Genomic DNA, 13,636 nt, shown 5'->3' on the forward strand with positions numbered 1-13,636 from the left:
CATGGCCCGCCGCAAGCACCACGAAGAGCACGCCAACCACGAAGCATGGGCGATACCCTATGCCGACCTGATGACGCTGCTGCTCGCCTTCTTCGTGGTCATGTACGCCATCTCCTCGGTCAACGAGGGCAAGTACCGGATCATGGCCGACGCCCTCACCGATGCCTTCGGTGGTGCACCGCGTACCATCAACCCCGTGCAGGTCGGCAACAAGCAGGTACAGGGCGGCGGCTGGGACAGCCCGTCGGTGATCAAATCGGGCACCAAGATCGGGCCCTCCGCCCCGGCGCCGTCGCACGACCCCACCCTGCTGCCGGCGATGGCCTCGCAGATGCGCATGCCGGTGTCGGTACACAACCAGGAGCAGATCGCGCGTGCCGAGCGCCAGCTCAACAGCATCGCCGACCGCCTGACTGCTGCACTGGCGCCACTGATCGACCGCGGCATGATCAGCGTGCGCCGCACCGAACTGTGGATCGAAGTCGAGATCAACAGCGACATTCTGTTCCCGACCGGCTCGGCAGCGCTGGATGTGCATGCCCGCGACACCCTGGCCAGCCTGGCCGGCGTGCTGCGCGACGTACCCAACAGCGTGCGCGTTGAAGGCCACACCGACAACGTGCCGATCGCCACCGCCACCTTCCCGTCCAACTGGGAACTGTCGGCCGGGCGCGCGGCCAGCGTGGTGCATCTGTTTGCCGACCAGGGGCTGCAGCCGTCGCGGCTGGCGATGGTCGGCTATGGTCAGTTCCGCCCACGCGAAGAGAACGACAGCGCGCAGGGCCGCAATCGCAACCGGCGGGTGATGGTCATCATCCTGGCCGACACCAGTCATTCGGTGGACCCGCTGGGCGAACGCCTGAACGCAGCCACCAGCGCCACCCGAGGCGCCAGCGAACAGGCCGCCGCCGCGCCGGCCAGCACCCCCACTTCCCCCATCGCACCGGTGCAGTTGCCACCGGTGCCGGCTGGCAGCCGTGTCGGCGCCGCCGTTCCCCCGGCAATGAAGGAGTAATCCGATGCGCATCTGGGCAGTCGCCAACCAGAAGGGCGGAGTCGGCAAGACCACCACCACCCTCGCCCTCGGTCGCGGCCTGGCCGCGCTCGGCCACCGCGTTCTGCTGATCGATCTCGATCCGCATGCCTCGTTGACCCGCGCCTTCGGCGTTCCGATCGAGCCGGCACCGGCCGGCGTGCTGGAACTGTTCGGCGCCCCCCCAGCCGACCTGTCCACGCTCAGCCACGCCAGCACCACCGGCGGGCTCGACTACGTGTGCGCGCAGGCCTCGCTGGCCACGCTGGAGCGACGCAGCGCCAACCAGCCGGGCCTCGGCCTGGCACTGCAGAACGCCCTCGCCCGCCACCAGGGCCAGCACGACTACATCCTGCTGGACTGCGCACCAACGCTGGGCCTGCTGATGATCAACGCGCTGGCCGCGGCTGATCGCCTGATCATCCCCACCCAGGCCGAGCCATTGGCTTTGCATGGCCTGGATGGCATGGTCCGGACCGGCGAGATGGTCGAGCGTTCGCGCCGCCGCCCGCTGCCGATCTCGATCCTGCCGACGTTGTTCGACCGCCGCACCCGTACCGGCAACGAATCGCTGCGCGCGATGCAGGACCGTCACGCAAGCCGCGTCTGGGAAGATGCGATTCCGATCGACACCCGCATCAGCAACGCGGCCGGCCTGACCCTGCCCAGCATCGGCGAGGACTACCCCGGACGTGGACTGGCGGCCTATCGGCGCGCGTTGAACTGGATCCTCGGTGAGGACGCACGCGCCCTGGAGCAGGCGGCATGAACACCACCGGCATGCTGGACGACTACCTGGACGAACTGCTCGGCGACATTGCCGTCGCACCGGTTGCCAGCGATGCCGCACCGCGCCCGGCGAGCGCGGCGGCTGACGCCGAGCGTGAGCCGACCTGGGATGATCTGCCGGCTGAAGTGATCTACGAAACCGACACCCTCGCAGCCGCACCGGCCAGCGACGACGCGACCCTCGAGGCCGCCTTCGACGCCGCTGCCACACCGGCCGCCGATGCAGAACGCGAGCCCACCTGGGACGATCTGCCCGCTGAAGTGGTCTACGAAACCGATACCGTCGCGGTCGCCAGCCCTGTCGCACCGCCTGGGCCGGAACCCACCTGGGATGACCTGCCGGACGAAGTGATCTACGAAACCGACGCTGCCGACAGCCTTGCGCACACCGACAGCCCCGGACTGCAGGCCGCGTTCGAGGCCGCCGCCGACGGCGAGGTGGTTCCCGCCTTGGCCCCGCCGGCAGTGACCAAGGTTGCAGCACGCCCCGAGCCGGCACCGATGCCGTCGATGGCCCGTGTCGCCGTCGCGCCGCCGCCACGGGTCGCAGTGGACACCCCATCCAGCAACCGCCCTGGAACCTGGCAGGAGCTGCAGGCGCAGGCGCACCAGCCCGCCAGCAGCCCGCATCCGCAGAACCGTCGCGCCGGCGAACGTACGTCGCGTTGGCTGCGCCTGCGTTGCGGCACCCAGGCCTACGCGCTGGAACTGCTGAAGGTGCAGGAAGTGGTGCTGCCGGTGCCGTTGCTGCCCTTGCGCGGTACCGCCCCGGAAATGCTTGGCATCATGAACCTGCGTGGCCAGGTGGTGCCGGTGATGGATCTCGGCCTGCATCTGGGCGCGGCCTCCGCCGAGGATGACGCGCAGACCCGCATCGTCGTGCTCGAAGAGAACGGCGAGACCCTGGGCCTGCGTGTGTCGGCCGTGGAGGACGTCGCCAACCTGACTGACTCGCAGATCGAACCGCCCGATACCGCGCGTATCTGTCAGATCTCCAATGAACTGTTCCGCGGCGTGGCCCGCATCAGCCAGCGGCCGATGATCCTGCTCGACGCCACGCAACTGTTGGGGTGAATCGGCGCTCCGCGCCGATTCCGACCCTAAAGAACCGCCCTGCGGTGCCGTTATGAATGCTGGAACCGTTTGTCCGGAGCAACGATGAGCACTGTCGAACTGGGTGAGGATCTCGGCATCGAGAGCAGCACCGAGCTCAAGAACCGCCTTTCGCCCTTGGTGGCGGAAGCAGGCGAGCTGACCCTGGATGCAAGCCAGGTCGGTCGCATCCACACCGCCAGCGTGCAGGTGCTGTGTGCCTTCGTGCAGGCCCGCCGCGAGGCAGGCCTGGGCACCGGCTTCCACGGTTGCACTGCAACCTTCCGTGACGCTGCACGCCTGTTGGGCGTCACCCAGGCCCTGGGCCTGGACGTACCCCATGACAACCTGAAATCTGTGGAGAACGCTGCATGAGCGCACGTATCTTGGTGGTGGACGATTCGGCGTCGATGCGCCAGATGGTTTCCTTCGCCCTCACCTCGGCCGGTTTTGCCGTCGAAGAAGCTGAAGACGGCGCTGTCGCGCTCGGACGTGCCAAGGGCCAGCGCTTCAATGCGGTGGTCACCGACGTCAACATGCCGAACATGGACGGCATCGCGCTGATCCGCGAGCTGCGCCAGCTGCCCGACTACAAGTTCACGCCGATGCTGATGCTGACCACCGAATCGGCCGCGGACAAGAAGTCCGAAGGCAAGGCCGCCGGCGCCACCGGCTGGCTGGTCAAGCCGTTCAATCCCGAACAGCTGGTCGCCACCGTGCAGAAAGTGCTGGGCTGATCGCCCCGCACTGCTCCCCTTCTTCGCTTCCGGATCGCCACTGCCATGAGCATGGACCTGCAACGCTTCCACGCCACTTTCTTCGAGGAGAGCCGCGAAGGCCTCGACGCCATGGAGGCTGGCCTGCTGGCCCTGGAATCGGGGCAACAGGATGCGGAGATCATCAACTCGGTGTTCCGTGCCGCCCACTCCATCAAGGGTGGTGCCGGCACGTTCGGCTTCGATGCCATCGCCGGGCTGACCCACGTGCTGGAGACGCTGCTGGATGAGCTGCGTGCTGGCAAGCGCGCACTGGAGGGCAACGCCGTCGATGCGATGCTGTCGTCGGTGGACGTGCTGCGTGCGCTGTTGCGCGAGGCCGAACACGGCCAGCCCGCCGATCCCGCAGCCGTTGCCGCGGTGAAGGCGCGCCTGGAATCAGTGCTGTCTGGTCAAGCGCCTGCCGCTGCCGCACCTGTCGCCGCCAGCAAGGCCGACGACACGCCGGAAGCCTGGCAGATCGGCTTCACCCCGGCACCGTCGCTGTTCATGAGCGGCAACGACCCGCTGCGCATCATCCGCGAGCTGGAACACCTGGGGTCGCTGCAGGTGGCCGCACGCATGGATCGCCTGCCCGGCTTTGCCCAGCTTGACCCGCTCGAAGCCCACCTTGCGTGGGACCTGGGCCTGGTCGGCAAGGTGCCGCGCAGCAAGATCGAAGACACCTTCGCCTGGGTGCTGGACGACTGCGAACTGGATATCCGTCCGGCCGCGCCGCCGAGCCTGGCCACGCAGGCACCAGCTGCCGCACCGGTGGCTGCCGCCGCGCCTGCCACTGCAGCACCGGCTGCCGGTACCGGCGCCAGCCAGGAAGCGGAAACCTCCATCCGCGTCAGTGTCGACAAGGTCGATGCGTTGATCAACCTGGTGGGTGAGCTGGTCATCACCCAGGCCATGCTCAAGCAGGTCTCTCACGCGCTGGACCCGGTCCATGCCGAGAGCCTGTTCGCAGGCCTGGATCAGCTTGAACGCAATACCCGCGACCTGCAGGAAGCCGTGATCGGCGTGCGCATGCTGCCGGTCGATGCGGTGTTCCGCCGCTTCCCGCGCCTGGTCCGCGACCTGTCCGGCCGCCTCGGCAAGCACGTGCGGCTGCGCACGATCGGTGAGGGCACCGAGCTGGACAAGGGTCTGATCGAGAAGATCGCCGATCCACTGGTGCACCTGGTCCGCAACTCCATCGACCACGGCCTGGAAATGCCGGACGTGCGTCGCGAGGCCGGCAAGGACGAAACCGGCACGATCACCCTGGCAGCCTCGCACCAGGGCGGTCATATCGTCATCGAAGTCAGCGACGACGGCCGCGGCCTGAACCGCGAGAAGATCCTGGCCAAGGCGCACGAACGCGGCCTGGCCGTGCCGGACAACCCGACCGATTCGCAGGTCTGGGACCTGATCTTCCAGCCCGGCTTCTCCACTGCTGATGCGGTCACCGACCTGTCCGGCCGTGGCGTGGGCATGGACGTGGTCCGCCGCAACATCCAGGCGCTCGGTGGCGAGGTGCAGATTGAAAGTGGCCTCGGCACCGGCACCCGTACGCTGATCCGGCTGCCATTGACCCTGGCCATCCTCGACGGCATGACCGTGGCGGTGGCCGGCGAAACCCTGATCCTGCCGCTGGCCTACGTGCTTGAAGCGCTGCAGCCGCAGCCGGACGACATCCGCAGCATGGCCGGCGAAGGCCGCGTGTTGCGCGTGCGTGGTGAATACCTGCCGATCCTGTCGCTGAGCGAATACTACGGCTACGGGCAGCGTGCACCCGGCAGTGAATCGCTGGTGGTCGTGGTTGAAGGCGATGGCCAGAAGATCGCGCTGGAAGTGGACGAACTGGTCGGCCAGCAGCAGGTCGTGGTGAAGAACATCGAGAACAACTATCGCCGCATCGGCGGCGTCTCCGGCGCCACCATCCTCGGTGACGGCCGCGTCGCCCTGATCGTCGACATCGGCGGCCTGGTGCGTTCACTGCGGGTGCCGCAGGCCGCCTGAGCCACTGCATGCGCTGTGCCTGACCGCCGCCCTTCGGGGCGGCGGTTTTCGTTTGCGCGGGTGCACAGCGACCTTCCCGCCCGGGCCCGGCAGGGCGGCGCGGCGCACTGTGAACTCCGTCAACGCACTCTGTGAACTCCATCGTCCGCATGGTTTCGCCTGAAACCACGATGTCGATGCGAAAACCGTGTCATAGCGCGCTTTCCGTTGCATCACCCTACGCCATCGAATGTGACACAGGTCCATAAAGTCCGTCGCACAGGCGCCGCTATTTCGACATGACGGCAGTCACCGAACCCCCACCCGGCACGACCGTTCCCTCCTGCAACGACCTTTTGCCTGCGGTTTCGCCGCCGGCATTCTGCCCACCTTGGAGCACCCTGCATGAAGTGGTTCCACGATCTGCCCATCGCCCGCAAGCTGGCTGTGGGATTCACCCTGACCACCCTGATGACCGTCGTGCTGGGTGCCTTCGCCCTGGTCCGCCTGTCCGAAGCCAACGCGCAGCTCAGCGCGATGGCGTCCAACGATATTCCGTCGGTGCAGTACCTCGGCGAAGTGCGTTCGCAGCTGGGTGAATTCCGCACCTACGAACTGGCCCAGCTGAGCATGCTGGACCAGCCGGAGAAGGTGGCCGACTACAACAAGCGCATGAACGACACCGCCAAGGTGGTGCGCGAACAGCTGGCGGCCTACGCCGCGCTTCCGGCCGGGGCCAAGGAGCGCGCGCTGTACCAGGCCGTGCAGGCCGACGTCGATGGCTACTTCGCCGCCAATACCAAACTGCGCGAAGCCGCCACCGCCGGCGATGGCGAGGTGGCCCGGCAGATTTCCGACGACCAGTCACGCCCGCTGCGCCGCAAGGCCTTCGAAGACCTCAAGGCACTGGGCGCCTACAGCAGCTCGCTGATGCAGGGCAAGATCGACGACGCCAACGCAACCCACCGCAACAGCATGCTGGCCATCATCGCCGCCATCGTACTGCTGGTCGTGGTCGCCGCTACCCTGGCCGTGGTCATCTCGCGCGCCGTGGTCGGCCCGCTGGGCAAGGCTGTGCATGCCATCCAGGCCGTCGCCCGCGGCGATCTCAGCGTCACCACCCAGGCCACTGGCAAGGATGAAGCGGGGCGCATGCTGGCAGCCACCGCCGAGATGACCGCGATGCTGCGTCGCTTCTCCGAGCAGACCCAGCTGATGGCACAGATGCATGCCGGCCCCGATATCAGCCACCGCATCCCGGAAGACTTCCCGGGTGTCTATGGCCAGCTCGCCGGCGGCATCAACACGGTGATCTTCGAACACCTCGATGCGATCCGCGATGCCATCGACGTCCTCAACCAGTACGCCACCGGCAACCTCGCCCCAGACGCACGCCGGTTGCCGGGAAGCCGCGCGATCCTGCACGAATCGATGGATGCGGCCAAGGCCAGCCTGCTGGCGATCAACACGCAGATCCAGCAGTTGGCGTCGGCCGCTGCCGCCGGCGATTTCAGCCAGCGCGGCGACGCCCAGCGCTTCGATCACGATTTCCGCCTGATGATCGAGCAGCTGAACAGCATGATGCAGGTCGCCGACGGCAACCTGGGCCAGCTGTCGCAGCTGCTGCAGGCCATCGCCGCAGGCGACCTGACCGCACGCATGGACGGCCAGTTCCACGGCGTGTTCGCCCGCATGCGCGATGATGCCAACACCACGGTCACCCAGCTGACCCAGATCGTGAGCCAGATCCAGGCCAGCACCTCGAGCATCACCCTGGCCGCAGGCGAAATCGCCTCGGGCAACAGCGACCTGTCGCGCCGGACCGAACAGCAGGCTGCGAACCTGGAAGAAACCGCCGCTTCGATGGAGGAGCTGACCTCGACCGTGCGCCAGAACGCCGAGCATGCGCGCCAAGCCAACCAGCTCGCCATCGGCGCACATGGGGTGGCCTCGCAGGGTGGCGAAGTGGTCGGTCAGGTGGTCACCACCATGTCGGCCATCGAAGCGTCCTCGAAGAAGATCGCCGAGATCATCTCGGTCATCGACGGCATCGCCTTCCAGACCAACATCCTGGCGCTGAACGCCGCGGTCGAAGCCGCCCGCGCCGGTGAACAGGGCCGCGGTTTCGCCGTTGTCGCCAGCGAAGTGCGCACCCTCGCCCAGCGCTCGGCCGCCGCCGCCAAGGAGATCAAGGGCCTGATCGACGAATCGGTCGGCAAGGTTGCCGAAGGCTCCAGCCTGGTCCATCAGGCCGGCAGCACCATGGGCGAGATCGTCGCCTCGGTGCAGCGCGTCACCGACATCATGGCCGAGATTTCTGCCGCCTCGCAGGAACAGTCCGCCGGCATCGAGCAGGTCAACCAGACCGTGGTGCAGATGGACGAAACCACCCAGCAGAACGCCGCGCTGGTGGAAGAAGCCACGGCTGCAGCGCGGGCGATGGAAGACCAGGCCGTGCAGCTGGGCGAAGCGGTTGCACGCTTCCGCCTGGCCGCACCCAGCGCAGGCAGTGCGATGCCGCGCGCAGCGATGACCACCGCAAGCAGCACCTCGCGCAAAGCGGCGCCCGCACCCACCGCCACGCCATCGCGCGCGCGCAAGCCTGTTGCGCAGCCGGTGCTGGCCGGCGACGGCGACTGGCAGGAGTTCTGATCGCAGCACCGGGGTGGCGCCACGCCACCCCGTCATCAGACAGGGAGTGCCGGGCCATGCCCGGCCCCAGCGTCGCGCTTGCCTGGCGGCGCCCGCCATGGCACAACGGGGCAATCGAGCACGTTCGGTGCTACATAAATCCGCAACGCAGCCGATACTGCTTTAGAGCCACCCGCCCACACGCGTTGGCGCCCGCCCCTGACCACAGATTCCATGTCCGACGGCCACGACACTGCACCGCCCGAAGTCCATGCGGCCGACGCCGCCGACGATCGCTTTCTGGTCCGCAATCCTCGCCAGGTGCGGCAGCTGCTGCGTTCACTGATCGACCAGCGATCACTGATCAACGCCCACATCGACGGCCGTGATCGCTCTTTCCCAACCGCCCTGCTCGAACTGGACGACGACGAAGACATCCTGCTGCTCGATGGCAGCCCGCAGGAAGCCTCCAACCGCGCCGCCGAACAGGCAGACCATCTGCTGTGCTTCGCCCAGCTGGAACGGGTGATGGTGCGTTTCCGCCTGCACGACCTGCAGCGCGTGGACAACGAAGGCCATGTCGCCTTCCGCGCACCATTCCCCGAGGAGCTGGTGCACCTGCAACGGCGTGAGATGTACCGGCTGGAGACCCCCATCACCGATTCACCGCAGTTGCTGCTGCCACCGGGCGAGGCCCAGGCCGAAGCCCTGTCGATGCGGGTGGTGGACATCAGTGGCGGCGGCCTGGCGGTGACCGTACCGACCGACTGCGCCATCTTCAGCCTGCAGCAGCGCTACCGGGCACAGCTGTCCATGCCTGATGGCCCGGACCTGCACATCGGACTCGTGGTCTGCAACCTCCTGCCGCAGCGCCTGCCCAACGGCACCGAGGTCAAGCGCGTCGGCATGCGCTTCGACGAGCTGCCACGCGGCGGCGACAGCGCCATCCAGCGCTACATCTTCCGCATCGACCGCCAGCGCAAGGCACGCCGCAACGGCGAGCTCTGACATCTGCCGGCCAGCAGCCGGCACCGCCTATCCCAGATGGATCCACGCCATGCGTGGATACGCCCCCGGTAGTCCACGCCATGCGTGGATACGCCTCGGTAGATCCACGCCATGCGTGGATACGCCCCGGTAGATCCACGCCATGCGTGGATACGCCCCCGGTAGATCCACGCCATGCGTGGATGGATGCCTAAAGTCCCCCACCACGGGGCCGATATCGAGCCTGACACCGGCACTTCCGGCAGAACCAGGACCCCTCGATGAACGACAAGAACAGCTCCGCCGCCGGCGCCGATGGCGAATTCCTCAGCTTCACCCTCGGCGCCGAGCACTACGGCGTTGACATCCTCAAGGTGCAGGAAATCCGCGGCTACGACGCCGTCACCCGCGTCCCCGATGCCCCGGACTACATCAAGGGTGTCATCAACCTGCGCGGCACCATCGTGCCGGTGATCGACCTGCGCCTGAAGCTGCGCCTGGAAGACGCTCGCTACGACGCCTTCACCGTGATGATCGTGCTCAACGTGGAGGACCGCGTGGTTGGCATCGTTGTCGACAGCGTCTCCGACGTGATCCCGCTGTCGGCCGAGCAGATCCGCCCGACCCCGGAATTCGGCGCAGCCGTTGATACCCGTTTCATCTCCGGCATCGGCACCCACGATGACCGCATGCTGATCCTGCTCGATATCGAAACCCTGCTGGACAGCGCCGACATGGGCCAGACCAACATCGTCGAAGACGCCGCCGCCTGAACAAACGGACCTTCTTCACGTTTCTGTTACGCGGCCCTTCAGTTCCCCCCATCCACGCCGATAGGGGGACAGAAGCCGGTCGCGCAGGAACGCGCCAAGGCCGGATCCACCCTCACCATCCCCGGAGAATCACCCCGATGAAGTCCCTGCTTGCGTTCGTTTCGGCTGCCGTCCTGGCCACCACCGCTTCCTCCGCCTTCGCGCAGTCGGCCGAGATGATTCCGCCGGAGATGGCACCGCGCGCCGTCGGCAAGGACGGCATGGTCTGCGGCAAGGTCGAAAAGGCCCGCTTCGCAGAAGGCTCCGAAGGCCAGCCGACCTTCCTGTACATGGGCGGCGCCTTCCCGCGCCACACCTTCTCGGCGCGTATCGCCGGCGAGAACCGCGGCAAGTTCTCCTTCCCGCTGGAAACCCTGGAAGGCAAGACCGTGTGCGTGATCGGCAAGATCCAGCGCGACGCTTCGCGCGCGGAAATCGAAGTCAGCTCGCCGTCCAGCCTGAAGCTGGCCAACATCAAGTAATCCGCTGTCCGTCAGACCGCGCCGGCCAGCGTGCCGGCGTGGCTGTTGCAACCGGGCCCTGCGCCCGGCCGCGTCTGCCTTAGGAGATCGCAACGCCCATGCCGTGGATCAACAACCTGAAACTGATGCCGAAGCTCATGCTGACCTTCGGTGTCCTCTTGCTGGTGATGCTGCTGCAGGGCATCGTCGCCTATCGTGGCCTGCATTCGCTGAACAACGTGACCACCGAGCTGGCCGGTTCTCGCATGGAGAGCATCCGCATGGCCGGCGAGATGCGCGGCATGCTTGGCGAGTACCGCAACAGCGCCTACCAGCAGCTGATCCGCGCCAGCGACGACGTCAAGGCCGACGCCCGCAAGCAAGCGGTCGAGCTGCGTACCAGCATGGACACGTCGATCAAGGACTATCCGAAGCTTGTCGACAACGCACAGCAGAAGAAGCTGTTCGACACCTTCGCCAAGGACTGGAAGGATGCGCTGGCTTCCTACGACAGCGTCACCGAGATGCTGGAGCTGGACCTGCCCGACGATGCGATCGACACCTTCGTCGGCGAAACCCGCACCAAGCACCGCAAGGCTGGCGCCGCGCTCGAAGCGCTGATCGCCGAGGACAACCGCCTCGCCCGCGCCTCGCGCGACGAAGCTGCCTCCACCTACTCCGCCTCGGCCGTACTGACGGTCATCGCCCTGCTCGGCGGTGCCGCGCTCGGCCTGGTGCTGGTGTGGCTGTTCGCCCGCGCCTTGGTCGGCAGCGTGCGTGGCGCCGTCTCGGTGGCCAACGACGTCGCCGGTGGCAAGCTTGATGGTCACATCGACGTCAGCCGCCAGGACGAAGTCGGCGAGCTGATGCAGGCCATGCAGCGCATGCAGCGCGACCTGCGTGAGCGCACCGAAACCGACCAGGCCATCGCCCGCGAGAACCTGCGCATCCGCACCGCGCTGGATTACAGCTCGACCGGCGTCTACCTGACCGATCCCAACAACACCATCGTCTACAGCAACCGCGCCCTGCAGCAGACCCTGGCCCAGTACCAGGACGAGCTGCGCCGCGACCTGCCCGACTTCGACGTCCACGCCTCGCTGGTCGGCAAGCCGGTCACCGTGCTCGAGCACCGTGGCGAGATGGACAACACCCTGCTGGCCAACCTCAAGCAGCATGGCGTGGCCCGCCGCCCGATGCAGTATGGCGACGCCCAGTTCGCCCAGGTCGTGTCGACCATCCGCAATGAAGACGGCGACACCGTCGGCTACGTGGTGGAATGGCGCGACCGCACCCAGGAAGCGCAGGTCGAGGCAGAAGTGGCACGGGTGATCGCCCAGGCCGCCGCTGGCGACCTGTCCGGCCGTATCGACGCCAACGACAAGGAAGGCTTCTTCCTGCAGCTGGCCCAGCAGATCAACGGCCTGCTGGACGCCAACTCGGGCAGCATCGAACAGATCTCCGGCCTGCTCGCCGCGCTGTCGCAGGGTGACCTGACCGTGCGCATGCATGGCGACTACCAGGGCGTGTTCGCCCGCATGCGTGATGATGCCAACGCCACCGCCGCACAGCTGAGCGAGATCGTCACCCGCATCAAGCAGTCCAGCCGCGCGATCAGCTCGGCCGCCGGTGAAATCGCCTCCGGCAACAGCGACCTGTCGCGCCGTACCGAACAGCAGGCTGCCAACCTGGAAGAAACCGCTGCCTCGATGGAGGAACTGACCTCCACCGTGCGCCAGAACGCCGAACACGCCCGCCAGGCCAACCAGCTCGCCATCGGCGCGCACGGCGTGGCCTCGCAGGGCGGCGAAGTGGTCGGCCAGGTGGTCACCACGATGTCGGCCATCCAGGCCTCGTCGAAGAAGATCGCCGAAATCATCTCGGTCATCGACGGCATCGCCTTCCAGACCAACATCCTGGCGCTGAACGCCGCGGTGGAAGCCGCGCGTGCCGGCGAACAGGGCCGTGGTTTCGCCGTGGTCGCCAGCGAAGTGCGCACCCTCGCCCAGCGCTCGGCTGCAGCGGCCAAGGAAATCAAGGGCCTGATCGACGACTCCGTCGGCAAGGTCAATGACGGCTCGGCGCTGGTGCACAAGGCCGGCGCCACCATGGGCGAGATCGTCGCCTCGGTGCAGCGCGTGACCGACATCATGGCCGAGATCTCCGCTGCCTCGCAGGAACAGTCGGCCGGCATCGAGCAGGTCAACCAGACCGTGGTGCAGATGGACGAAACCACCCAGCAGAATGCCGCGCTGGTGGAAGAAGCCACTGCTGCCGCACGGGCAATGGAAGAGCAGGCCGGCCACCTGAGCGAGGCGGTGTCGATCTTTGTGGTCGACGAAGCCGAAGTCGTGGTCGCCGCGCGCACGCCGGCACCGCGTGCCGCAGCACCGGCAGCTCCGGCTCCGGTGGCACCGCCGGCCCGACGCGTCAGCGGCGGTCGCCCGGCAGTGACCGAACTGGCCGATGGAGACTGGCAGGAATTCTGATTCCTGCCCGACCTGGAGCATGAAGACGCCCCGGCCCTGCGCTGGGGCGTTTTCGTTTACGGAATATCTGGTTGTCCAGCCAACGGCGAAGCCCCTCGGGGTGGTCGCGGAAAGCGCCAGGCCGTTGAGGATTGGCCGGGAGGGTGGGTTGCGCAGGGGCCGCCGTGAATACGTCCTTGTAGGCTCGGGCGCGCCATCCATGGCGCTTACGCCCCTGCGCAGCCCACCCTCCCGGCCACAGACAGTTTCCGTGCGCGATCCACCCCGGATTGAAGAAAGAAAAGCAAAGAGCAAAGCCACAGCTGCAGCGCTTCCGGGGTCAGATCCGTTTTCCGCAGGAAAACGGATCTGACCCCTCTTTCCACTTGGAAACCCAACGCTCTTGCCGTCCGACACTGGAATGCTGGATGAGTCGTGCGGGCATGGGCTGGCGGGACCGTTGGCGCCATGGATGGCGCCATCGAGCCCCCATGGATGGGTTTACGGCGTGTCCCGCCAGCCCATGCCCGCACGGCTCCTTCTCAACACTGCAGAGCCGACCAATCGCCGTTGCTGTTGTCGTTGCTTCAAAGCCTGCCGCAGGCAGCGCCGCAGCCGCCGC

10 protein-coding genes and 1 pseudogene are annotated in these 13,636 nt (G+C 66.9%); all 11 read left to right on the top strand.

From position 1 onward, the window contains the following. Window position 1 precedes the first annotated feature (1 nt). Window positions 2-868: pseudogene (gene motD, locus HUT07_RS09785) on the top strand (flagellar motor protein MotD); the annotation flags it as partial. 151 nt (window positions 869-1,019) lie between these two features. Beyond that, window positions 1,020-1,802: a ParA family protein gene (locus HUT07_RS09790; RefSeq protein WP_176020783.1), complete on the top strand. Its 783-nt coding sequence runs from the start codon at window positions 1,020-1,022 to the stop codon at window positions 1,800-1,802. Continuing rightward, a complete protein-coding gene (locus tag HUT07_RS09795) occupies window positions 1,799-2,896 on the top strand; it encodes a chemotaxis protein CheW (RefSeq protein ID WP_176020784.1) in 1,098 nt (365 codons plus the stop codon). The genes HUT07_RS09790 and HUT07_RS09795 overlap by 4 nt, the downstream gene beginning before the upstream one ends. A gap of 84 nt (window positions 2,897-2,980) precedes the next feature. Continuing rightward, on the top strand, window positions 2,981-3,289 hold the full coding sequence (locus tag HUT07_RS09800; protein ID WP_059064119.1) for an STAS domain-containing protein: 309 nt from the start codon (window positions 2,981-2,983) through the stop codon (window positions 3,287-3,289). Then, window positions 3,286-3,651, top strand: coding sequence for a response regulator (locus HUT07_RS09805; protein ID WP_025878971.1), 366 nt, complete (start codon window positions 3,286-3,288; stop codon window positions 3,649-3,651). The genes HUT07_RS09800 and HUT07_RS09805 overlap by 4 nt, the downstream gene beginning before the upstream one ends. Before the next feature lie 45 nt (window positions 3,652-3,696). After that, window positions 3,697-5,676 carry a chemotaxis protein CheA gene (locus tag HUT07_RS09810; protein ID WP_176020785.1) on the top strand — a complete coding sequence of 660 codons (1,980 nt, stop codon included), beginning with the start codon at window positions 3,697-3,699 and terminating at the stop codon, window positions 5,674-5,676. Window positions 5,677-6,060: 384 nt separating this feature from the next. After that, window positions 6,061-8,307: a methyl-accepting chemotaxis protein gene (locus HUT07_RS09815; protein WP_176020786.1), complete on the top strand. Its 2,247-nt coding sequence runs from the start codon at window positions 6,061-6,063 to the stop codon at window positions 8,305-8,307. Between the two features lie 213 nt (window positions 8,308-8,520). After that, on the top strand, window positions 8,521-9,294 hold the full coding sequence (locus HUT07_RS09820) for a flagellar brake protein (RefSeq protein ID WP_176020787.1): 774 nt from the start codon (window positions 8,521-8,523) through the stop codon (window positions 9,292-9,294). A gap of 260 nt (window positions 9,295-9,554) precedes the next feature. Further along, on the top strand, window positions 9,555-10,046 hold the full coding sequence (locus HUT07_RS09825) for a chemotaxis protein CheW (protein ID WP_176020788.1): 492 nt from the start codon (window positions 9,555-9,557) through the stop codon (window positions 10,044-10,046). Between the two features lie 137 nt (window positions 10,047-10,183). Next, window positions 10,184-10,567 carry a hypothetical protein gene (locus HUT07_RS09830; protein ID WP_025878966.1) on the top strand — a complete coding sequence of 128 codons (384 nt, stop codon included), beginning with the start codon at window positions 10,184-10,186 and terminating at the stop codon, window positions 10,565-10,567. Between the two features lie 98 nt (window positions 10,568-10,665). After that, on the top strand, window positions 10,666-13,035 hold the full coding sequence (locus HUT07_RS09835; RefSeq protein ID WP_176020789.1) for a methyl-accepting chemotaxis protein: 2,370 nt from the start codon (window positions 10,666-10,668) through the stop codon (window positions 13,033-13,035). Window positions 13,036-13,636 lie beyond the last annotated feature (601 nt).

It is taken from the genome of Stenotrophomonas sp. NA06056, from assembly GCF_013364355.1.
GTDB lineage: Bacteria > Pseudomonadota > Gammaproteobacteria > Xanthomonadales > Xanthomonadaceae > Stenotrophomonas.